The following is a 24,700-nucleotide window of genomic DNA, read 5'->3' on the forward strand; positions in this document are numbered from 1 at the left end:
AGATTGCCTCATCGTAACATCTGGTTTTAAGGTTAGAAATATTACCGAATATAATTTATTTTGTTTAATTTCAGCGAATAAACCTGAAAAAATTCATTACAGATGAACAAAACAAAACAACTCTTTACCTTAAGAATCTTTGTGTCGGCTTGCTGTTTGAGCTTATTTCTTTTTGCCTGTCAAAGGGACAAACCTGTCGAAGATAACTGGCAATCGTTATTTGATGGCAAATCCCTTGAAGGATGGAAATCCGTAGGCGGTGATGCGCCGTATACCATTGAAGATAGCATGATAGTAGGCACCATGACTAAGGGCACGCCGAACTCTTTCTTGATTACTGAGAAAGAATACGTTGACTTCATTCTGGAAGTAGAGGTCAAACTCGAAGGTGCTACAACCAATTCGGGCATACAGACCCGTAGCCATTTGGACTCCGCAGCGAATGACGGAAAAGGGCGTGTATATGGCCGACAAGTTGAGATAGACCCTACCCCTCGTGCATGGACAGGAGGTATATACGATGAGGCACGCAGAGGATGGCTATACCCGTTGGATTTGAATGAAAGTGCAAAAACCGCTTTTAAAGCCGGAGAATTCAACCATATACGTATTGAAGCTATAGGCAACGAAATGCGCACATGGGTGAACGATGTTCCTGTTTCTGCAGTTATCGACACAATTGACAACAGTGGTTTTATCGGTTTGCAGGTACACAGCATTCCCGACTCGTTGGACGGTTTAAAAGTCTATTTTAAAAATATAAAAATACAAACCGAGAACCTTATACCTAAGGACTTCCCGCAAGATTTCTATTGGGTAAACCTTGCCTCGAACCAACTATCCGAACAAGAGGAAAAAGCCGGCTATCAACTGCTCTTCAATGGACAGAACAGCGACGGTTGGCGCAGTGCCAGATCCGAACAATTCCCGGAGAAAGGCTGGGAAATAAAAGACGGCATTATTTCCGTGCTGCCTTCTGACGGCGGAGAGTCTACAAATGGCGGAGACATCATCACCAACGAGCAATATACAGCATTCGACCTGTCTTTTGAATTTCGTTTAACCGAAGGTGCAAACAGTGGCGTGAAATATTTTGTTACCCTACAAGAACAGACATCGGGCTCAGCCATCGGATTAGAATACCAGATTCTAGATGACGAAAAGCATCCGGACGCTAAGATGGGTAGAGACGGCAACCGCACATTGGCTTCCTTATACGATCTGATTACATCAGATCGCAATCCTCGCCCTCGACGCGGAGTTGGCACGTGGAACCGCGGGCGTATTGTCGTAACGCCGGACAACAAAGTCACCCATTACCTGAACGGGGAGAAAATACTGGAATACGTACGTGGTTCCCAAGACTTCTTGGACTTGGTTGCGATCAGCAAATACAAAGATTGGGATAAGTTCGGACAAGCTGAAAAAGGACATATCCTGCTGCAAGACCACGGTGATGCAGTATCTTTTCGCAACATAAAAATTAAGAAGCTTTAGCCCTCAATTGTAAAATATTAATGAAGTTTCGTAAAAAAGCCCACTTAATTAGAGCGGGCTTTTTACATAAGTACCAAACATGTGTATATTGCGCCCGTAAAAACACTTATGTTTATGAAAATAAAATTATCCGGGTTTATATCGGCCATTGTATTAGCCGTGTCACTTCCCGCAAGTCCTGCTGTTGCACAGGACAGCCCGCAATGGCTACGCTATCCGGCCATATCGCCCGACGGACAAAAAATTGCTTTTACCTATAAAGGCGACATTTACACCGTCCCGACGCAAGGCGGAACAACAACACGATTAACATTTCACCAGGCTCATGATTTTATGCCTGTCTGGAGCCCAGATAGCAAACAGATTGCTTTCGCTTCGGATCGTTACGGCAACTTCGACGTCTACATCATGCAGGCAGATGGTGGAGAAGCGATCCGTCTGACTTACCACTCGACATCAGAATATCCATACGCTTTTACTCCCGATGGAAAAAACATAGTTTTTGGCGGAAACATACAGGATTTAGCCAGCCACCGTCAATATCCTACAGCTTCACAACCCGAACTATATGAGGTTTCTATAGCCGGTGGACGTATCAATCAGCTACTCACCACACCTGCCGAATATGTCAGCTTTAGTAAAGACGGTCAAAAGATGCTGTATCATGATAAAAAAGGCGGGGAAAACGAATGGCGTAAACACCAACAGTCTTCCATTGCCCGTGACATTTGGCTGTGGGATAAAAAAGAAGGCAAACATCGTCAGCTAACATCCTTTTATGGAGAAAACCGTCATCCGCTGTTTGACAGTAATGAACAAAACATGTATTACCTCAGTGAGCAAGGCGGTTCATTTAATCTCCACAAATTATCTTTAGCACAACCCGCTAACAACACCCAGCTGACGCATTTCAAAACACATCCGGTACGCTCGCTAAGCATATCCAACGGTGGAGTTCTGTGCTTCTCTTACGATGGGGAATTGTACACCTACACTGAGGGACAAGAACCGAAAAAAGTAGCTGTACAGCTTAAAACCCAAACGGCATCCAACAACGATAGCTACATTAGCATCAATGGAGGCGTGCGGGAAATGTCCGTTTCGCCGGATGGAAAAGAAGTGGCGTTCATCGCCCGCGGTGAAGTATTTGTCACTTCGGTAGACGGAAAATTAACCAAACGCATTACCAACACAGCCGCACAGGAGCGATTTGTTCAATTTGCACCGGACGGCAAATCTATTATATATGCCAGCGAACGCGATGGCCGCTGGCAAATCTTCCAAGCCACAAAAGCGCGCAAGGAAGAACCATTTTTCTTTGCTGCGACTTTGATCGAGGAAAAACCACTTGTGAGCAACGAAAAAGACAACTACCTACCACAGCTATCTCCGGATAGCAAAAAACTGGCTTTTATTGAGGATAGACGCACATTAAAAGTGTTGGACATCGCCAGCAAAGCCACTACGACCTTACTTACACCTGAGCAACTGTTTCACATGCAGGATGGCGACCAGTATTTCTCTTGGAGCCCGGACAGCAAATGGCTATTGGCAGAATACAATCCCACCATGGCTAATGGCGAGGTGGTATTATTGGATGTGGAAGGTAAGCAGAAGATGGTCAACCTCACCAAAAGTGGGTATAGTGACCACAGACCAATGTGGGCAAATGAAGGAAAGCAGATTTTATGGTTCAGCAACCGACATGGTTTAAAGAGCCATGCATTTAGTGGCGGCACACAGATGGATGTCTACTCCTTATTCCTGACCAAAGAAGGCTGGGATAAATACAACATGAGCAAAGATGATTTCAACCTTTTAAAGGAAATTGAAAAAAACAACAAGAAGGAAACCGAAGACAAAAAGAAAAACGATAAGGATACCACCAAAAATGTTGCAAAGCAAGAACCTATCAAAATTGATTGGGAAGGTCTGGACGAACGCAAAGCACGATTGACCATACATTCTTCTGCCCTATCTGATGCATTATTATCCAAAGACGGAGAAAAGCTGTACTATCTTGCGCGTTTTGAAAAAGGCGCTAATCTTTGGAGCACGAACCTACGCACTAAGGAAACTAAAATGGAAATTCCTTTGGATGCCGCCGGGGGAAGCATACGATGGGACAAAGAGCAAAAATCCATCTATCTACTTAGCGGAGGTCGGATCACCAAAATTAATGCGGAGAACAACAAACGAGATGCCGTTGAAATTGCCGGCGATATGTTCTTGGACAAAGAAGCAGAGATGACTGATGCCTTCAACCACGTATGGCAACGGACGAAAAAGATGTTCTATACGCCTGACATGCACGGTGCAGATTGGGACGGACTGAAAGTAGAATACACGAAATACCTTCCACACGTCGGCAACAATTATGAGTTTGCAGAAATGGCTTCCGAATTGTTGGGCGAACTGAATGTATCCCATGCGGGCGCACGCTATAGCGGTTCTTCTGCAGATGGCGATGCAACAGCGTCCTTAGGAATATTCATGGATTATAACCACACAGGTGACGGTATCCGTATAGAAGAAATTGTGGTCGGTGGACCTTTGGACAAAGCCTCTTTAAAAATTGCACCGGGTTCCATCATCGAAAAGATTGATGGTGAAACCATCGCTGCGGATAAGGATGTCGCTCGGTACCTGAACAGGAAAGCAGAAAAATTTGTGCTTTTGGAGATTGTAGATCCCAAAACCAACAATCGCGAACAAGTAACCGTGAAACCGATTTCCTTAGCCGAAGAAAATGCTTTGCTCTACCGCCGCTGGGTAAAGAAAAACCAACAGGAAGTAGAGAAAGCTACCGAAGGGAAACTGGGTTATGTACACATTTCCGGCATGGCTGACGGACAGTACCGCAATATCTATGATGAGATGATGGGTAAATATGCCGACTGTGCAGGCGTAATTGTAGATACGCGTTTCAACGGTGGCGGTGATCTGGTATCCGACTTAGCCATGTTCTTTACCGGAGAGAAGTTTCTGGACTATGCGACGGCCGATCGTTCAGTAGGCTATGAACCCACTTTCCGTTGGACAAAACCAACTTTAGCCATGTTCAACGAAGCAAACTATAGTGATGGTCATTGTTTTTCCTGTGGTTATACCGATCTGAATATTGGTAAAACTGTCGGGATGCCTGTTCCAGGTACATGTAGCTTTGCCGGATGGGAAATGCTACCTAACGGGGTTATGTGGGGTGCTGTACCAATCAGTGCGAAGAACAAAGCCGGCGAATGGCTGGAAAACAATGAAACCAAACCAACTTTCGAAGTGAAAAACCTACCAGAGGTTATTGCCCAAGGTAAGGACCAACAATTGGAAAAGGCAATTCAAGAACTACTGCAAGACATTAAATAGCCTTACCCTAATATTTATTCCGTATGAAGACTTCCATCTTCATACGGAATATTTTTTACTCCCTCACGGCAAACTTTTCTATCTAACCACTGTTATTAACATAAATTAACATGTATAGATATGAAAAAGATAACATTATTTTTAGCACTTTTAGGAGGTCTTAGCTTGGGATTACAAGCACAGTCTATCGAGACCAGACCTCAGACTACCGCCAACGTAGGTATGGATCCAATCAAACAAGGTAATTGGATGGTAGGTGGTTCCCTTGGAAATATCGGTTACAGCTTTGAAGGCAAATCTTTTGGCATTGGGCTACAACCTCGTGCAGGGTATTTCATTTCCGATGGGCTAGCCATTGGTGCGCAAGCTACCCTAGGTTTGACCACAGAGAAAGGTGCCGACAACGAATGGAATTATGGTATTGCTCCTTTTGTTCGTTACTATTTTCCTGGCGGAGCATCGGCTTCCGGACGTTTCTTCGGTCAGGGTGATGTCGGGATTGCAGGCAGTTCAGTTGGCGATAACGTATCATTTGCTTTAGGGGCGAATGTAGGTTACGCACATTTTATCACGCAGTCCGTAGCACTTGAAGTAACCGCCGGCTACAATTATAGCAAAGCCAATATTAATGCCGGTGGTGGACACAATGGCCTAGGGGTCGGCTTAGGTTTTCAAATCTATCTACCAGGCAGAAGATAGAATAACAAAACTGTCGCATCAATACAACTATATAAGTGTCGAGGTGTCTTCCGCGAGGGAAGTCACCTCGTTTGTTTTACAGCGATGTTTTTCCTATTTTCGACCGCAAAAGAAACCACTTACTGTCCCTGACAATTAGCGGTCAAGAAAGTAACATGAGCTTTACAAACATATATAAAAAAGAAATAGCGTCTTATTTTAATGGCCTGATAGGGTATTTAGCCATAGGCTTATTTCTTTTACTATCAGGGCTTGTGCTCTGGATCTTCCCGGACACCTCCATCTTGGATGCCGGTTATGCCCAATTAGATGGTTTCTTTTCCATAGCGCCTTACCTTTTTCTGTTTTTAATCCCCGCTATAGCCATGCGGTCTATTGCCGGAGAAAAAGCTGACGGAACATTCGATCTGCTATTGAGCCGACCTTATACACTAAAGGATATTGTGTTAGGGAAATATTTAGGTATTAACAGTATAGGTATCTTATCTATTGCTCCGACATTAATATATGCAATTTCAGTTTACCTGTTGGCGTACCCCAAGGGTAATATTGACATCGGTGCAACAATCGGTTCTTATATTGGACTTTTGTTTCTGACGAGTAGCTATGCCGCCATCAGCATTTTTTGCTCTTCACTGACCAAGAACCCTATTGTCTCATTTTTATTAGCTGTATTTGCCTGTTTTCTGGCGTACTATGGTCTTGATGCCGGCAGTCAATTAGCTGTTTTCCAGCCGGCAGAAGATTTTATAAAGGACTTAGGTATTCGCACCCACTACGACAGTATCAGCCGTGGTGTATTAACGGCCAAAGACCTGATTTATTTCCTTTCTTTATCAGCTATCTTCATTCTGTTCACTATCGGACATCTAGGCAGAAAATTCAGAAAAAGACAACAAACATTCACCGCATACGGCATTGGTGTAGCACTCTTTTTTATATTAAACAGTACAAGCTTCACTAATCTATTTGGCAGGATAGATTTCACTGAAGATAAGCGCTTTACCTTATCTAACACTTCAGAAAGAATCATCAACCAACTGGACGAAAACATCTATATTACGATTTTTTTAGATGGTGATCTGCCGAGTGGATTTGCCCGCTTGAAACAAGAAACCATCAACATGGCAAGCGACCTCAAAGCGCTATCTGGTGGTAAGATTAAATTTACTGTTATCGATCCGCTAGAAGGTAATCAGGAAGAGCAGCAAAAGTTCACCCAAGCCTTAATCGAAAGAGGGGTTTTCCCGACCAACCTCAGCGTAAGAACAGAAGCTGGTTTTACACAAAAGCTCATATTTCCTGCAGCAATCGTCAGTACAGAAGACCAAGAGCTAACTGTCAACCTCCTGCAACAAAAAACAGGGGCAAAACCCGAAGAGGCATTGAATAATTCCATACAGAATCTGGAATATGCCTTTATATCGGCAATTGGTAAAGTTGTCCAGCAGGAAACAGCTTTTATAGGATTTACAGAAGGGCATGGCGAACCCTCGGATCTGGAACTTTATGACGCGATGCACAGCATCATGACCGGAAACCAAGTAGGACGGGTAAACCTGGATTCTGTCACGTATGAATCACTCCAACAACTGAAAGTATTGTTTGTCGTCAAGCCCCAATCGGCTTTTTCGGAAAGTGACAAGTATAAGATTGATTACTTTGTCCGTAATGGCGGTCGGGTGGTCTGGACTATAGATCAGGTTGATGCTAGCTTGGACAACCTACGGCAAGCTGCCAGTCAGCCGCTCATCGGGAAACAATTGAATTTGGACGATCTGTTTTTTCTGTACGGGTTTCGACTAAACTACAATGTATTGGCAGATCTAAATTGTGGACAAATTCCAATGTCTATAGGTAATATCGGAGGTCAAGCCCAAATCGAGTTAGTACCGTGGTACTTTTTCCCCATTTTAATGCCTACCAGTGCAAATCCAATTGTAAAAAACCTTGATGGTATACGCACCGAATTTATCGGCACTATAGATACCATTGAAACACCTCGAATCAGGAAAGAAGTCTTGCTAAGCTCCTCTCCTTTCGCCAGAACCATTGCCACCCCAGCGCCAATCTCATTACAGATGATTGAAGAAGCGCCAGATCCGGCAAAATTCAAGACAAACCCCCAACCTGTAGCACTATTGCTTTCTGGGAAATTCCCTTATATTTTTGAGAATAGACCAGCCCCGGAAGGTATTCAGCAGGCAATAGACTTGACTTCGACAAGTCGAGAGACAAAAATGTTGGTATTCGCCGATGGCGACTGGCTGATTAATCAGGTAAACCACAAAGATCAATCGCCATATCCACTGGGTTGGGATCGCTATACAGAACAACAATTTGCCAACAAAACACTTTTACAGAATATTGTCGATTATCTGCTCAACGATGAAGAGGTCATCAACCTGCGCAATAGAGAGGTAAAGCTCCGCTTACTTGACCAAGCGAAAGTCAAAGCGGAAAAAACAACATGGCAGCTTATCAATGTTGCACTTCCGCTTATCGTTCTTTTGCTATTTGGGATAGAGCAACAGTTTTGGCGAAAACGTAAATATCAAAGACTTCCGAAGTTTTGAGAACTTCGGAAGTCTATACTGCAACTTACTTCTTCATTGTCCCAGTTTGTTGCAGGCGCAAGTGCCAACTAAATGCTTCTTCCAGCAAATGTGGCGTATGCCCTCCTCGCTCACAAGCTCGATCAAAATAAGACTGTAGTTCTTCTCTGAAATCCGGATGCACACAATTATCAATAATCTTTTGTGCACGCTCCCGTGGAGCTAAGCCCCGCAAATCCGCCAAACCAATATCCGTTACTAGAATATCCACATCATGTTCTGTATGATCCACATGAGATACCATCGGCAATACATGGGAAATCGTATTATTCTTGGATGCCGATTGGGCAACGAAAATACTTAAATAAGCATTCCGTGCAAAATCCCCCGAGCCGCCGATACCATTCATAATCTTCGTACCGCCAATGTGGGTCGAATTGACATTACCATAAATATCGAACTCAATAGCCGTATTAATCGCAATAATACCTAAACGGCGGATCAATCCCGGTGTATTGGAAATATTCTGCGGACGCAAAACAATTTTCTCCCGGTAATTCTGCAGATTGCCAAATACCCGATCATAGCACGCTGCAGATACAGTTATTGATGATGCCGATGCAAATGACAGTTTCCCTGAATCAATCAAGTCAAATGTACTATCCTGCAACACTTCGGAGAACATCGTCAAATCGTAGAAATTACTGTCTTTGAAACCTGTCAATACCGCATTCGCCACCTTCCCAATACCTGCTTGAATAGGCAACAGACGGTCAGTCAAATGCCCTAACTGCACCTCATTCTCAAAGAATGCCAATATGTGGTTAGCAATAGCAATGGTCTTTGGATCAGGCTCTGCAATATCCGCAGGGCTGTCCTGCTTATCGGTAAACACGATGCCGACAATTTTCGTTGGATCGATTGCTATCGTTTTACGTCCGATTTTATTCCATGGCGCAACGATAGGAATAACGTTACGATAAGGATAATTTTCTGCCTTATAAATATCATGGATACCATAAATATCCATTGGGATGGCTGTATTGATTTCAATAATCACCTTTTCCGCCAGTTCTGCAAAAGTGGCTGAATTACCCACCGAAGTGGTAGGCACAAGACTACCGTCTCTATCAATGAATGCTACCTCAATAACTGCAATATCCACCGGTGGAAGATTTTTATTATGCAGCAATTCGGCACTTTCGCTCAAATGCTGATCGATAAAGAGTACTTCACCACTGTTGATTTTACTTCGCAATACCTTATCTACCTGAAAGGGCATACGCTTCTTCAGAGCGCCGGCTTCCGCCAGTTTTCCATCGGTATCATGACCTAAAGAAGCACCGGTCATTAAAGTTATCTTTAGGTTTTCATTTTTTGCACGTTCTGCCAATGCTTCCAACACAACCTTGCTATCTCCTGCTTTGGTAAACCCACTGGAACCAACGACCATATCGTTTTCAAAGATCTGTACTGCCTTTTGGGCCGTCATTATTTTGTCTTTAAGTGATGCTAATTTTATTCTTTCTTCTACCATTTTTATTGATACGATCTTTTAATATTTCTGTCTTTGCTATATGCAACAAATCTGTACAAAATACTGAAAATAAGATTATCGTAGTGTAAAAATGACACAAATCATGCAAACGCGTAGTTATTGCCACAATGGGAGTTGCTTATGTCATTTAAAAACAAGAAATTTATAGCACGAAGAAGAAAATCATGGACAATAAACGCTATGTAGACAAATATTACTTGACGGATGTGGACGCGTTTCCCGATAGCATCTATTGTCATCATGCCATGATGGGGGAAGTCATTCAAGAGCACAGTCACCAAAAGGGGCAGTTTTTATACACCGAAGGTGGTATGGTTTTTCTACGCACGAGAGAAAAGTCCTATTATCTGCCGGCAAGGCATTATATCTGGATCCCGCCAGAAGTTGAGCACAGCATCCATCCCAGCAATCCCGAAGTCATCATGCGCAATCTCTACTTCCCTGTCTTCGATACTGACACTGATTTTTACAATAAAGTCAACATATATCCGGTCAACGATTTATTAATCGAACTCATTATGTTCACCAACCGCTGGAACGGAAACATATTCCCTTCTGAAGAGGCAAAATTTGCTATCGCTAAGGCTTTCAAACTTATCCTGCCCGAGCTTTCCCATACAGAATTACCGCTTGCCCTACCCTATCCTAAGCATCCTCTTCTTAAAGAAGTCGTTACATTCTTAGAGAAGAAAATGGCAGACAATCTGCATATCAAAGCTGTAGCTACCAACTTTGATATAAGCGACCGTACACTATCCCGCCTATTTCAGAGAGAGCTAAACATGACCTTTATCCAGTATTACACACAACTACGTATGCTCACCGCTTTAAAACTACTACTGGACAGCGGGCTCAGCATCCACGAAGTAGCCATTCAGGTCGGCTATACCAGCTTACCTACATTCAGTAATACATTCAATAAAATCATAGGCGTCAGACCGACAGAATACGTCAAGAACAAAAAATTATTATTATAACTTAAACCACTTGTATGAAGCTAAAATTTATAACAGCAATTGCCTGCAGCCTTTTATTTATGAACTGTGCGAACAGCACACAAAAAAGTACCGTAGATGATAACGGCACGCCGAAACCAATACAATTATTTAATGGAAAAGACATCAACGATTGGACCGTGAAAATCAGATTACACGAAGTTGGCGAGAACTATGCTAATACCTATCGTGTGGAAGATGGTCTATTAAAAGTTCGCTATGATGGCTATGATGAGTTCAACCAACAATATGGCCATTTAGCATACAACACACCATACAGCTACTACGTATTACGCGTAGAATACCGGTTCGTGGACGAACAAGCTAAAGGAGGTGAAGGTTGGGCCTGGCGCAATAGTGGAGCAATGCTCCATGGCCAAGATCCAAAGACTATGTTAAAAGATCAGGATTTTCCTATCTCAATTGAGGGACAACTGCTCGGCGGAAATGGAACGGACGAACGGACCAATTCCAACCTATGTACACCTGGTACTAATGTTGTCATTGATGACAAACTATTCACACCACATTGCAAAAGCTCAACATCCAAAACTTATCATGGTGATGACTGGGTAACAGCAGAATTTGTCGTTTTGGGAGACTCTATCATACAACATATCCTTGATAAAGAAATCGTATTGCAGTATTTCAAACCACAAATCGGAGGAGGAAATGTAGACAATTATGATCCCGCACAAAAAATCGATGGTAAACTATTGAATCAAGGTTATATTTACCTACAAAGTGAAAGCCATCCTATTGATTTCCGCAAAGTAGAATTATACGACCTTGCACCCTATAAAGCTGACAAAGCCAAATTGGACGAGGTTATTCAGAAAGTGTTAGCACAATAAAAAACTTATACAGTCATTCTTTGATTTCGAAGAATGACTGTACTCAAAAAAGTTCAACAAGAAAAGGGGATGTAGAATATACATCCCCTAAATATTTTATAACAATCTAACTAAAGTTACGCTAACTTGTTAACTAACTTCGTCAATTTAGACTTGTTGTTAGCTGCTTTATTCTTGTGAATAACGTTTTTCTTAGCCAAACGATCAAGCATAGAAACAACTTTAGGCAACAATGTTTGTGCTTCAGTAGCGTCAGTTGTATTACGTAATTTCTTAATTGCGTTACGAGTTGTCTTTGCTTGGTAACGATTTCTTAAACGCTTCGCAGCGTTAGCTCTAATTCTTTTAATCGCTGATTTATGATTTGCCATTTCTCTTAGCTATATTTATTTTTTCTTTTATACTAATTTCGGAATGCAAAAATAACATACTATTTCTAATATTCAAAATCTATTTGAAAAAATTACCTTGATACCTCCTCCTGCGCTTGATTTAATTTTTTTGACTTTTGATTTTTTACCTTTTACTTTGCATTATGCAGAAGCTATCCATGGAGGAATTGAATCGAGTAGATATCGACACCTTTAAAAATCAAACAAAAATACCGATTGTCCTTGTATTGGACAATGTACGCAGCATGCACAATGTAGGCTCTGCTTTCCGCACAGCAGACGGGTTTGCCATTGAAAAAATAATATTGTGCGGTATTACAGGAACTCCCCCGCATCGGGAGATCGAAAAGACAGCACTTGGCGCTACACAATCCGTAGATTGGGTATACCATAAGAACATTACAGAAGCATTGCACGACTTAAAACAAGAAGGTTACCAACTGTTGGCTATCGAACAGGCCGAAGGTAGCGTCATGCTTCACGAATTTCCGAAAGACAATGACAAAAAGTATGCCTTCATCTTTGGAAATGAGGTACATGGTGTATCTGAAGAAGCCATGCAACAGGTTGACACCTGTCTGGAAATCCCACAGTTTGGTACTAAACATTCCTTCAATGTATCAGTCACGATAGGCATTGTCTTGTGGGATTTTGTCAAGAAGTTAACGCTTTTATAAAAAAAAGCCTCTTTTGCCGCAGTTAATTTTTAGAAGTCGTGGCAAAATGGTAGATTTGCTTTGCAAAAAAACAGAAAAAATGAGTGTATTAGTAAATAAAGATTCTAAAGTAATCGTACAAGGTTTTACCGGCAATGAAGGTACTTACCATGCGTCTCAAATGATTGAGTACGGAACAAACGTTGTTGGTGGTGTTACTCCAGGTAAAGGTGGTCAATCACACTTAGACCGTCCTGTATTCAATACTGTTCAAGATGCAGTAGACGCAACCGGTGCTAACGTTTCTATTATTTTCGTTCCACCTGCTTTTGCTGCTGACGCGATTATGGAAGCTGCTGCTGCAGGAATTGGAGTTATCGTATGTATCACAGAGGGTATCCCTACAAAAGATATGATTCAAGTAAAATCTTACTTGAGCGACAAAAATTCTCGTTTAATCGGACCTAACTGTCCTGGTATCATCACTGCGGAAGAAGCTAAAATCGGTATCATGCCAGGTTTTATCTTCAAAAAAGGTAAAGTAGGTATTGTTTCCAAATCAGGTACATTGACTTACGAAGCTGTTGACCAGACTGTAAAAGCAGGATTAGGTATCACTACAGCCATCGGTATCGGCGGTGACCCTATTATCGGTACAACAACGAAAGAAGCTGTTGAATTGTTAATGAACGATCCTGAAACCGAAGGTATCATCATGATTGGTGAAATCGGTGGAGGTATGGAAGCTGAAGCGGCTCGTTGGATCAAAGAACACGGCACTAAACCTGTAGTAGGTTTTATCGCAGGACAAACTGCGCCTCCAGGACGCCGTATGGGTCACGCTGGAGCTATCGTTGGTGGTGCTGATGATACAGCTGCTGCTAAAATGGCTATCATGCGTGAGTGTGGTATCCGCGTAGTAGAATCTCCTGCGGAAATCGGTGCAGCTATTGCTGAAGAATTAGCGAAATAGTCTAAGCGACATAACTGTATTAAAAAAAGGATTTTCCAATTGGAAGATCCTTTTTTATTTACTTATGATCAGTCTTCTATTAAATCTAACATAAACTCAACTTTATCGCAGATTTCTCTTAATCCAACACCATTTTTCATATTCAATAACTCACTATTGTCTTTCCAATTTAAAAAATCTTCAGAATCACGCCAATACAACCAGTATTCATTTGAAAAATCATTAAACCTTCCGTCAGCAATTTTGATTCTATTTCTAATTTTTTCATAAGTATCCTTCCTCTCACCAACACTCTCATTAAATGATAAACCGTAATAAAAATGCCGCTTATCAGTCATTCCAAATTGAAAGCTCCAATAATTCCCCTATAATACGAGAATGCGTCCTCATTTCATCCCGTTCCATATTAAGAAGGGAAATTAAATTAAAATTTTCACCTTTCTGGTTACTTACCTTTCTCGAAAAGGCTAAAAGTGAGCTTAAGTCTTCTAATAACTGTAATTTCATTTGTTTAATCAACTTACACTACTCAGGTTCAAACTTCAAACTCACTATGACAGCATCTCCTGCATTTGCCATAGATTAACATACGCAAAAGTTCTTTTTCATTAGACATTATTGTCATCCGCAGAAGGCCCGTAGATTCCCGGAACAGGAATATCCAGCATTCTCAAATAGACTGAAAGCTGTCCCCTATGGTGAACCAGATGGTTCTGGATAATGAAGCGCATAGCACCTATTTTCGGCATCTCAGCAATTACGTGCTCTCCTGCTTTCAATTTCCACAATGAAGACCAATCTTCATCTGACAACGCATTAATCATCGCTACATTCTTTTCATAACCATCATCCAGCTTAGCCAAAATCTCTGCTACAGTTGTAGGCTTGAAAGGCACATAATGCTGATGAAAATCAAACTCTACTAAGCCAAGACCCCCAGCCACCCAATTATGCAATTCCACAACATGACCCGCCAATTCACCTGCTGACATCGACTTAACATGCGGCTTCCAGCTTAAGTGTTTATCCTCCAACCGCTCGACAATACGTCTTGTATTTGCTGTCTCTCGTTCCAGTTCAATCAAAAATCCCTCTTTTATGCTCATAATATTGATACTTTTATTCTTTCTAAATTTAGGTAAAAATAAATTAGTATATGATGTTTTTTACAACTGGATTAATATCAAAAACATTGAAAGTATGTTATTTTAATCCTCTTGCCTCCCTATGGAATATCATTTACTTTAGACCGATAAATAGCGGCTAACTCTTTTGCTTTATCACTTTTTTCAGCAAGCTGATTCAAAAGCACCAAAGATTCCGCTTCATAAGGATAGATTTTCAACGCCTGCCGAACCAGCTCTAAAGCCTTATCGCTATTTCCGCTGTCCTTAGCCGCATACGCCTGGGTCAGCAAATCGGCTGAACGATAAAACAGCATATCCTCTTTCTTGATCTGGCTGTACAGCTGTGCTGCTTCTGTCGCTTTTCCGGCTTTGTAAAGCAACCGCACCAATCGAAGGTTATATAACGGTTCCAGACGAACGACATCAGCCTCCGCAGCGGTAAGCTTAGCCAGAAATGCATCCCTTTCCGCCAGATTGCCCAAGCCAGCATACGTTTCCGCCAACAGCAATTCAAATTCCGGACGGCTAACCTGTGAAGCTTGCAAATTACGGTATACCGGCATGAGATTTTCCAAAGCCTCTGTATACTGACCATTAGCCAGAAACACTTCTGCATACTGTCTGCGCAGGTTATAATTCTGTGGTTTCTGCGAAACTAAATAAGCCAAATCCTTGATTGGACTACTATCTCCCAGCAATGCTTTTTGCCAGGCGTAGAAAGCTACGTTATCATCCTTCCTGTCCCGCAGGTAGGTCGAGATTTCCGAACCGTTCTTCCAGTATTCCAACGCCACTTCTAACGCTTCTTTCAGCATGCCTCTCTGGAAATAGAAGTTTCGCAACATATTGGCATTCTGTGCTTTTTCCATGTAGTCCGTTTCCAGCTCATAAGCTTTCTGATACAAAGCCGCTTGTTTTTGGATGTCAGCCGGTTCAGAAGCAACAATCAGGCTTGCCTCAACCGCATAAATCGGTGCATATTGTGTGTTAATTCCCTTAGCAAGGTTCAAACGTTCTTTAGCCAGATCAAATTTGTGTTCGCTTATCTGATACCTTGCATACGCTAAGTGAGCAGGCAGATATTTACTATCGTATTGTAATGCTGTATCCAATAAGAGATAAGCCGACGTCAGGTCATTCTTTGAAGCCTCACTTGCCAGATTCACATACACCTGAGACCAGTTCGATGCCATAGCTTGCTTATCTCCCGCCAGATACGCTTTCTCTTTGGTAATCATATCGTGCAGAAAAGCATACATCTCAGGGTCTTTCGTCTTCAAATCAGCCGTCGTGTTCATAGATTTAAAATCCAATGGATGCACTTTGACTTCCTCAAAATAAGCCGGATAAGTCTGCGCCAAATACTCCGATTCGTTGTTCTGTGAATAGTAATCCAATGTCAGGCCATTCACCATGGCGTTATAGTACAACGCCTTGATTTTGCGGTTTTGCTCATCGGTCAATACGCGTCCGTGAAACAGGTGGACATATTCATGTAATAATACATTCCGCTCTTCAAAAGCGCCACGCTCTGTATATTCTATAGAAGCTGCGCCACTTCCTACGCCACGAATATCCATCCATTGCCGATTATCAAAGGTCGTGTTAAAACGGAAATAAGGAGCTTTCATCGCAATTGCCAAGTCCTCATGCAAAGGAGGGATAACGAAATCACGATGCTGCTTAACTAAAAAAGGAAAATAAACCACAGCAGTATATAACTGATTCCACGCCATACCTTTCGCCACATTGCCCGGGTAATAGGCTACATCCGGAAAGACCTGCAAGAAATCCTGCATATTATCTATTTTAGGATTTCGATACGCTTTCATCTTCTCCTCATACGTGGACAGGAAAGGGATACGCTTTGATTTCAATACAGCCGACAATCCATTGTGCGCTGGGCCATAGTGCTTTTTCTTCTGTAAAATAGACAAAAACACCTGCTCCGCTTTATCCAAACGTTCTTTCCGATCCATCGCGTCAAAATCACCGTACAGTAATGAACCCCGATGCATTGCCGGCAAGACAGACTGTGGATACTTCGCTTCTACACGGTCAATAACTTGAAATGCTTCCGCTATTTTATTTGCCGTAAACAGCTCATCCGCTTCTTCCAATTCTCCGCGAATAGCTTTCTCCTGATCATCAACATAGTCTGTAAACGTCAGATTTGTATGTCCGTTACCCAGATGCCAATGAGCCTGATAATGTAGCGGATTGATACCCAAAGCCAATTCCCATTGGGCCACCATATCATTCAATTGCGTTGCATCAATTCTTCTCCAAATAGCATAACCATAGTAAAATCGAGAATCAGCATGCAAAGGATTTAACTTCAACCCTTGTACCAAGGTCTCTTCTGCTTCTTTAGGCTTTTGGTCCCAGAAAAAAATATCCGCCTTCAAAAAATAGCCCGATGCATCCTTTGTATCATGGGCAATCATTTTATGGGCTAAATCCAATGCTTCCGGATATTTCTTCTGCAAAAGCAATGCCCTGCCAAGGATTAAGCTTGTTTCTATATCGTTCGGGTACTTTTCCAAAAGCTGCTTCGCAAGCTGTTCGGCTTTGGTAAGTTCCCAAGCCTCAATATCCAACAAGGCGAATAAACGTTGAATGCGTAAATCAGATTTATCCGCTGCTTTTAAATGCTGAAGAGCTTTTTCAACGGCAAAGAAATCATTATTCAACCAGTGGTATTTTGCCCACAATTCGGCAGATTCCACAGCACTCAACCCTTTGTTATCCTGCAATTGATTGACTACATAATCCCACTCGCCTAATTCCAACAATCTGAGCAATGCGGAATAAGTCTGCTTCGGGTTTAGAAGGTTAGACTTATATTTTTCTTTCTCCTGTTTCAACAATGCCTGGACAGCTTTCGTATCATTCACTAAATCCTGTGCCTGCAAGGTTGTAAAACCTAAGAACAAAACAATTATAAAACGACTTAAACGCATACTTACAATTTTAAAGAAAGCGGTGTTCAATAACGTTTCTACATCATTAAACACCGCTAATGGAATTAATATTTAGCCGGTTGATCCGGAGCTGGTAAAGAATTTTTAATAAACTGACGAATATCCTCATTCGCCTTGATTAAATCTTCTTTACGCAGATACATCATGTGACCACTTCTATACCCTTTGAAATCCATCCGTGAAGAAAGCTTACCGGAAGGATCCATCTGCCACATGTTGTATTTCGCATTGAAATAATCACATGCGCCATCGTAATAACCCGATTGAACCATTACATGCAAGAAAGGATTGGCAGCCATAGCCTGTCTAAGGCTTAGACCTGTTTTGTCATTGCTTCTATCCCATGGATGTACAGGACCAAACATGTTATATTTCACATCGGTCTTATAGTTCAGCTCATTGAAGAAATAATAGTTAATCGCTGGGGTAAACGAATGTAACCAGGAAGTAAGCTCGGCATTATAATCCGGACGTTCCCCTCCGTCACGAAAATCTATCCCTAAATAACGAGAATCCAAACGCCCCACTGTCATGCCTTTATCCCTCATCAGCTCTTTCCAGAACAACGAAGTAGAAATATCGAAGTTATTCTGACGGATAATCGTTTCAGAAAGTCCCGAATATTTAGCCATTTGCTTAACAAGGCGTTCTTTTGTAGCGGCATCCACACTATGTCCACGCGCCACAGCTGGCAACAATTCATCTAAAGTAAATTTTTCCACTTCCGGTAAGAACTCTTCCAAATCCCTGTTTTGAAGATCGGCCGATAAACGTTTATGGAACCAAGCCGTTGCCGCAAAATATGGCAGACGATTCGCAATGTCTACTGCTCCTTCACGCTTTATTCCTAAATCGGTTGGCGAGACAAGCACGACACCGTTCAGATACATCCATTGCGCATTTTGAAGTTCCAGAGCCAAGCCCGATACACGCGTAGTACCGTAACTTTCTCCAATTAAATACTTCGGTGAAGCCCAACGGTTATTACGGGTTACGAAGGTATTAATCCATTCAGCCAGGTATTTAATATCTGCATTCGTTCCAAAAAACAGGTTACGGTCAGCCTTTTCATCCAAAACCCGGGAATAACCCGTATTTACCGGATTCACATACACAATATCCGCCACATCCATGATAGAATAAGGATTCTCTTTTACACCATAAGGTTGCAAAGGATACCCCTCATCATCAATATTCAATAACCGTGGACCAGTATAAGCCAAGTGCATCCATACCGAACCTGAGCCCGGGCCTCCGTTAAAAGAGATAACCAAAGGCCGCTTGTCGCGATTCTGAACATCATCCCGGGAGTAATAAGTATAGTGAACTGTCGCTACAACTTTTCCGCTATTATCCCATACGGGTTGCGTACCTGTTTTTGCGGTATAAGCAAAGCGCTGGCCGTTAGCCGTCATCTGATGTTTGGTCACCACAGCACTGTCCGCGGCAGGCACACGTTGCGCTGAAGCCGAAATACTAAAGGCTATACAGCACAACACTAAAGAAAGAACTCTTTTCATAATTGATTTATATTTAAAAATTATTTTGTCCATAAAATAATAAAATTTCTAAACTTATTACTGTTTTGTATCCCAAAAAACACGTTCCAACAGATTTGCTTTTTGTTTCACGTTCGGATTATTATTGATCTCTGACTGTGAATAGTACAATGTACGTGGAACTTCACTATAAATCGCCAAAGGTTGGGACAAAGGTGTTAAACTCGGGTAGCCTGTCCGTCTGTAATCTGTCCAAGGCTCGACTACTACACCAAAATTAGCAATATATTTTTCCGTAATAATCTGCTCTAGCTTTTGTTGATTGCTCCCTGTCAAAGTACCTTTCGTTGCTAAGTAGCTGCTTAAAGCCGCCTCGCTTAAACCTCCTTCTGCAAAAGAAGCACGAATACCGGCTTTAAAAAACGCATCAGCATCACCCGGTGCATCATAAAGCAACGCAGCTTCCGCACGAATAAAGTTATATTCAGCATAAGTAAGCAATCTTGCCGGAGATGCGCCTGAGTAAGTTAACGCACCTGTTTGGATATTGCCTTCGCTATCAATCAGCCCTGGATTAAAAGACGCTACAGAGCCGTATAGATACTCATGTAATCTGGAGTATGAGCTACTCGCACCTCCATCCAGAACACTTGCCCCTTTATACGTTTTAGGATTTGAATAATAAGGCGAAGGAGTAAAAAATTTCTCCCGACGCGGGTCTTCGTTACCATTCATCAACTCTACAATATATTTGTTAGGCAAAAACTGGTTACGGAATTGTCCTAACTCTATGCTGTATACCGGATTTTGTCTTTGCGGGCTGCTTGTAAAAGCCATCTGGAAGCTATCCTCATTGCCTTCAAAAAATTTCGCCCCGCTATTTATCAGCTCAGCGATCTTTTGTCTTGTGAACGCCGGATCTTTGGCACTGTAATGCAGATAAATCCGAAGTTTCAGCGTATTCGCAAATTTCTCCCATTTATCACGTGACGCATCCCAACTGTTTGCGTTATATATTGTACTGAAGCTGTTTGGTGATAAAGTTGAGCTTGAAGATTTAATATCAGAGATTCCTTCATCGATAAGACGAATCAAATCCGCATAGATCGCTTCATCATCATCGACCTCAGGCGTACGGTTTTCATTATGCTGGGATGCATTGAAATAGGGAACATCGCCCCACGTATCTACCGTGATCTGATAAACATAAGCTTTCAACAGTTTCGCAACGCCTGCATAATGTGGACTACCCTCAGCGGTAGCTTGTTCTATCAGAATAGAAATATCACTCAATGTCGTACCAAAAATAGCGACCCATTGATTATTTATATCTGAATCATTCACATTATACCGCTCATATTCTTTAAAAGCCACATGACCATTTACAGGCCCTTGTCCGCTGAATTGCTGTGAAAACACCCCCGCAACACGAAACAAATCACTCGCTCCCAAATACCCAACATTCACAGTAACGGAAGGTAGCAATTGATTCACGCCAACTTTTGTAACACTATTTGGATCGTCATTTATATCTAAGAACGACTCACAGGAAGTGCTCAGCAATGACGTAACCAAAAGTAAACTAAATATCTTTTTCATATCCTTTTTATCTAATAACTAATCTATAAACTAAATCGAACACTGCCCCCAATTGTACGAGGAGTAGGTGAAAAACCAAACTCTAATCCTCTTGCATTGCTAATCCCCAACAAGTTTTGTTCTGGATCAAGATGCGGGAAATTTGGTGCATAAGTCAACAAGTTACGTCCATACACAGATATATTAACGCTCTTAATCAAATTTTGCCCGGACAACAGCCTTGAAGGTAGTCTGTAGGTAATATTAGCCTCTCTTAATTTAAGAAAAGTTGCGTCTAATACGTAGCCTTCCCATGCGACATACTTTCCTTGCAAGCTGTAATATTGCTGAGCTGTAACATGCGTCGTGTTCGGGGTTCCGTCCTGATATACACCCTCAAACAAGTAAGGTGTTGTCACTGCGCCGGAAGCATCCACACGGGCAAATTCTGCAGTCTCTTTAGCCACACCTTGAATGCGCAAATCCCCTATAGTCCGGGACATAATATCGCCTTTGTATTTAAAATCCAACAAGAAAGAAAAGCTAAAGTCTTTATAAGAAATATCATTTGACCAGCCTAAATTAAACTTAGGATTAGGATTTCCCACCTTTTGGACATTCGAGGTTGGTCTTGGCAAACCATTCGCATTGATAATCATCTGCCCCTGATCATTCCGTTCGTAAGCATTTGACCATATTTGTCCATACTCCTCACCCGCCACCAGTCGAATATTAGGCGAAGTAAATCCACCTATGGAAATATTATTCACCCCCGGAGCTAACTCTTCCACAATGGACTTGAATTTTGTGAAATTGAACACCGATCTCCAGGTTACCTTATCAGATTTCACAGGAACAACGGTCAGCATCATTTCTAAACCTTTGGTAGATAAGCTACCGGCATTGGTACGCAGAGACGTAAATCCAGAAGTCGCTGGTGATGGCACCGCAAAAATAAGATTCCGGGTATCCCGTTTATACACCGAACCCTCGAAACCTAAACGGCCATTCCAAAACGACAATTCCGTTCCAATCTCGTACTCCCGTGTAAATTCAGGTTGCAACAATGGATTACCAGCACCGTTATCCAAGGTATAACCAGCTAAACCATTAAAAGGGAAACTAACCAAGGTGGATACAAATCCATCGGAAGCGCTTGCTCTGGAGTAATAGGTGTTCGTCGCATAAGGGCTTGTACCTTTACCTACTTCACCCGCATTCACCCTAATCTTTGCCATAGACAGGACATTGCTCTTCATCGAAGGAAATGCCTCTGTAAGCACAAAGCTTACTGCTGCTGCCGGATAAAATATCGAACGATTTCCTTTGGCTAAGGTCGATGAAAAATCATTTCTCGCTTTCACATTTAAAGATAAAAACGTCTTATAATCCAACACAACATCACCAAACAAACCTATAGCACGCTCCCTCGTAATCTCACCTAAAGTATTAAAAGTCAAGAAATTACTTTGATTATCAAAATCTGGCAATACAATACCCAACCCTGTCGATTGTAGATTATTTCTATTATTGGAGATGACCTCATTACCCAATGTAGCAAGTAGATTCCAATTCTCGCTCAGTGCACGGTTAGCAGTCAGTGTAAAATAAGAGTTGATATTTTTCATGGTCATACTTCTATCCACGACACCTCCTGCCCCGGCAGAACTCGTATTACCATTACTGCGAATCCCTTTGTTATCAAAGCCTTTAGAATTCATGCTGAATACATCCGCTCCGATTTTCAAATCCGCAGAAAGCCAAGTCAAAATATCATATTTCAAATTCAGGTTACCATAGAACCTGTTCACTTCCCCTCTGTTTTTCACGTTTTCAATCGACCAGTACGGATGATCCTCCGGAGCGAACCATAGCTGATTTCCTTCGGCGTCTTCGAATGGCATATTAGTCAAATCATAACTTCTTGGCGTGTAAATCCCTCTCCAAAGAGGGTTAGCACCTTGATTTCCCCCTTGTGTACGGTTGGAAATATTATTTACATAAGAAAACGATGTTCCAATCTTAAATTTATCGGTCAGCTGTGTAGAAACATTCGCAGATATATTATTCCGTTTTATATCATTTTTCGGAAGCAATCCTGTTTCTAAGGTATAGCCATAAGAAACACGGTAGTCAAATCGATCTGAAGCCCCGGTAAAGCTCACATCATTTACCGAGTTAACAGAGTTTTGCATAATGTCGCTGATGTTATCAGGGTATGCCTGAAGAATTTCATCCTCACCAAACCAGTTTTTAACCGACTGACCAGCAATTTTTGCTCCCCAGGAACCAGTTACACTATTATTGTATTGCCCATTAGTACCTTGCGAATACTCATTTTGAAAATCCGGCATTCTGGAAACACTACCGACTGCAGTATTCGTACCAAAAGAAATCTGGTTGCGTTGTCCTTTTTTTCCTTTCTTTGTCGTAATCAATATTACCCCGGAAGCTGCTCTTGAACCGTAAAGGACAGTTGCAGCAGCACCTTTCAATACATTTACAGATTCAATATCCTGTGGGTTAATATCCGAAATCCGGCTGGAATTCACGACTCCCGTATTAACAGAGTTTCCGCCACCGGAATTATCCAAAGGAATACCATCTACAACATACAAAGGCTGGTTACTCCCTGTAAAAGTTGAAAAACCACGGATAGTCACATTTGAACCAGCAAATCCACCGCCCGCACCGCTTACTTGTACACCAGCCACTTTTCCGGCTAAGGCATTCGTAACTTCGGTAGTCGGTGCTTTCGTCAAATCATCGCCCTTTACCTCACTGATACCATATCCTAACGTTTTGCGGTCGCGTTGAATACCAAAGGAAGTCACCACTACCTCTTAAATATTTTCAGCACCTTCATCCATCACAATACGCAAAGGTTGATTACCTGCAACTGTAATTTCTTTCGGAGAATAGCTTACGTGGGTAATAACAAGAACAGGTCTGCTTCCCTGAACTTCCAGATTAAAAGTACCGTCAGTCCCTGTTTGGGTGCCCTCACTCGAGCCTCTAACTTTAACGGTTGCATTTTCAATAGGCTGCCCATCAGCATTTACCACCACACCTCTGACACTTAATTGCTGAGAGGAGAAAGTTAAAGAAGTATTTGTCGTAGCAAAATTTGAACTGCTACTCGGCGAATAACTCAGATTTGCACTTTCAGCTTGCGCATAAGAAAGGAATATGCTCGAGCCCAGAGCAAGAACAATAAGTTGCCGTGATTTAAAATAATTTTTAGTTAGCAATTTGGGAATTGCTGAGTCTTTTGATTGTTTAGGTTTCATCGAATAGTATTTTAGTTTAACATTAAAAAATAAAAACAATGTTCTTGAACAATCTTTCAAGGAGGAGGGTTAAGTAGACCTTTTCTTTCCATAATTCTATACTTTATATAATTTATATGTGCTTCAGTTTTTTAAAACTAAGCGGTACTCAATAATCATTAATAAAATGATGTAGCCGAGGTCAGTAGTCTTATATTTTAGACCAATATAAATTAAAATAATGTTAACAAAGTAGCATCTTCATTAACATTTTAACGATAGAAACAGATAAGTTTAACAAAAGACAAAATAGGTTAAAACGAAAGAAGCCCCTTTCAGTTTCCTGTAAGGGGCTCCGTATAAAATTAGGCACCGACCTACTCTCCCACCTGTTACGGCAGTACCATCGGCTCTGGCGGGCTTGACTGCTCTGTTCGGAATGGGAAGAGGTAGACACCGCCGATATAGGCACCTGAATATCTTTTTTTGCCAGCAGCTCAGGACATATAAGCCCCAGCCATAGCATAAACATAATCGGTAGAAAGAAGTAAGAAGGAAGACAACAACCTTCCGGGCATGGAAAGTCCCGGGCTATTAGTACCACTCGGCTTTGGTCTCTCAACCTTTACACCTATGGCCTATCGACGTGGTCATCTCCCACGGCCCTTATCAGAAGTCTCATCTCGTGGCCGGTTTCGCAC

General features: G+C 41.9%; 17 protein-coding genes and 2 rRNA genes. 8 read left to right on the forward strand and 11 right to left on the reverse strand.

All coding sequences use genetic code 11. From position 1 onward, the window contains the following. Positions 1–102 precede the first annotated feature (102 nt). The 4 genes from BM375_RS14970 (at position 103) to gldG (ending at position 8,135) form a co-directional block, all read left to right on the forward strand. Positions 103–1,497, forward strand: a complete 1,395-nt coding sequence (locus BM375_RS14970) for a 3-keto-disaccharide hydrolase (protein WP_093367232.1) — start codon at positions 103–105, stop codon at positions 1,495–1,497. Between the two features lie 114 nt (positions 1,498–1,611). Beyond that, the gene (locus BM375_RS14975) at positions 1,612–4,860 is read left to right on the forward strand and encodes a S41 family peptidase (RefSeq protein WP_093367233.1); all 3,249 of its coding nucleotides are present in this window, start codon (positions 1,612–1,614) and stop codon (positions 4,858–4,860) included. 120 nt (positions 4,861–4,980) lie between these two features. Next, entirely contained in the window at positions 4,981–5,559 is a 579-nt protein-coding gene (locus BM375_RS14980; RefSeq protein ID WP_093367235.1) for a hypothetical protein, read from the forward strand. Between the two features lie 155 nt (positions 5,560–5,714). Then, a complete protein-coding gene (gene gldG, locus BM375_RS14985; RefSeq protein WP_093367236.1) occupies positions 5,715–8,135 on the forward strand; it encodes a gliding motility-associated ABC transporter substrate-binding protein GldG in 2,421 nt (806 codons plus the stop codon). A 25-nt stretch (positions 8,136–8,160) separates the two neighbouring features. Here gldG and BM375_RS14990 read toward each other — a convergent pair whose 3' ends face one another. After that, positions 8,161–9,651 (reverse strand): succinate CoA transferase, encoded by a 1,491-nt coding sequence (locus tag BM375_RS14990; RefSeq protein WP_093367238.1) that lies wholly within the window; start codon positions 9,649–9,651, stop codon positions 8,161–8,163. Between the two features lie 185 nt (positions 9,652–9,836). On the opposite strand from BM375_RS14990, the gene BM375_RS14995 reads away from it, so the two are divergent. Together BM375_RS14995 and BM375_RS15000 are read left to right on the forward strand one after the other, a co-directional pair. Next, entirely contained in the window at positions 9,837–10,649 is an 813-nt protein-coding gene (locus BM375_RS14995; RefSeq protein ID WP_093367239.1) for a helix-turn-helix transcriptional regulator, read from the forward strand. Between the two features lie 14 nt (positions 10,650–10,663). Continuing rightward, on the forward strand, positions 10,664–11,521 hold the full coding sequence (locus tag BM375_RS15000) for a 3-keto-disaccharide hydrolase (protein WP_244525924.1): 858 nt from the start codon (positions 10,664–10,666) through the stop codon (positions 11,519–11,521). A 116-nt stretch (positions 11,522–11,637) separates the two neighbouring features. Here BM375_RS15000 and rpsT read toward each other — a convergent pair whose 3' ends face one another. After that, positions 11,638–11,892: a 30S ribosomal protein S20 gene (gene rpsT, locus BM375_RS15005; RefSeq protein WP_093367242.1), complete on the reverse strand. Its 255-nt coding sequence runs from the start codon at positions 11,890–11,892 to the stop codon at positions 11,638–11,640. Positions 11,893–12,056: 164 nt separating this feature from the next. On the opposite strand from rpsT, the gene BM375_RS15010 reads away from it, so the two are divergent. Together BM375_RS15010 and sucD are read left to right on the forward strand one after the other, a co-directional pair. Continuing rightward, complete coding sequence (locus tag BM375_RS15010; RefSeq protein ID WP_093367244.1) at positions 12,057–12,590, forward strand: RNA methyltransferase; 534 nt, start codon at positions 12,057–12,059, stop codon at positions 12,588–12,590. Between the two features lie 79 nt (positions 12,591–12,669). After that, a complete protein-coding gene (gene sucD, locus BM375_RS15015) occupies positions 12,670–13,542 on the forward strand; it encodes a succinate--CoA ligase subunit alpha (protein WP_093367261.1) in 873 nt (290 codons plus the stop codon). Between the two features lie 68 nt (positions 13,543–13,610). Here sucD and BM375_RS15020 read toward each other — a convergent pair whose 3' ends face one another. The 9 genes from BM375_RS15020 to BM375_RS15060 all read right to left on the reverse strand — a co-directional run. Beyond that, on the reverse strand, positions 13,611–13,880 hold the full coding sequence (locus tag BM375_RS15020; protein WP_093367245.1) for a hypothetical protein: 270 nt from the start codon (positions 13,878–13,880) through the stop codon (positions 13,611–13,613). A gap of 270 nt (positions 13,881–14,150) precedes the next feature. Continuing rightward, positions 14,151–14,648, reverse strand: coding sequence for a DinB family protein (locus BM375_RS15025; RefSeq protein WP_093367246.1), 498 nt, complete (start codon positions 14,646–14,648; stop codon positions 14,151–14,153). A 119-nt stretch (positions 14,649–14,767) separates the two neighbouring features. Next, the gene (locus tag BM375_RS15030; protein WP_093367247.1) at positions 14,768–17,632 is read right to left on the reverse strand and encodes a tetratricopeptide repeat protein; all 2,865 of its coding nucleotides are present in this window, start codon (positions 17,630–17,632) and stop codon (positions 14,768–14,770) included. Between the two features lie 65 nt (positions 17,633–17,697). Beyond that, positions 17,698–19,173 (reverse strand): S10 family peptidase, encoded by a 1,476-nt coding sequence (locus tag BM375_RS15035; protein WP_093367248.1) that lies wholly within the window; start codon positions 19,171–19,173, stop codon positions 17,698–17,700. Between the two features lie 57 nt (positions 19,174–19,230). Continuing rightward, a complete protein-coding gene (locus BM375_RS15040) occupies positions 19,231–20,751 on the reverse strand; it encodes a SusD/RagB family nutrient-binding outer membrane lipoprotein (RefSeq protein ID WP_093367250.1) in 1,521 nt (506 codons plus the stop codon). A 23-nt stretch (positions 20,752–20,774) separates the two neighbouring features. Further along, a complete protein-coding gene (locus tag BM375_RS15045; protein ID WP_093367251.1) occupies positions 20,775–23,567 on the reverse strand; it encodes a SusC/RagA family TonB-linked outer membrane protein in 2,793 nt (930 codons plus the stop codon). A 6-nt stretch (positions 23,568–23,573) separates the two neighbouring features. Then, positions 23,574–24,020: a carboxypeptidase-like regulatory domain-containing protein gene (locus tag BM375_RS15050; RefSeq protein WP_093367252.1), complete on the reverse strand. Its 447-nt coding sequence runs from the start codon at positions 24,018–24,020 to the stop codon at positions 23,574–23,576. Positions 24,021–24,363: 343 nt separating this feature from the next. Continuing rightward, a 5S ribosomal RNA gene (gene rrf, locus BM375_RS15055) occupies positions 24,364–24,475 on the reverse strand. A 97-nt stretch (positions 24,476–24,572) separates the two neighbouring features. Continuing rightward, a 23S ribosomal RNA gene (locus BM375_RS15060) occupies positions 24,573–24,700 on the reverse strand; the annotation flags it as partial.

It is taken from the genome of Sphingobacterium wenxiniae (assembly GCF_900116225.1).
Classification (GTDB): Bacteria; Bacteroidota; Bacteroidia; order Sphingobacteriales; family Sphingobacteriaceae; genus Sphingobacterium; species Sphingobacterium wenxiniae.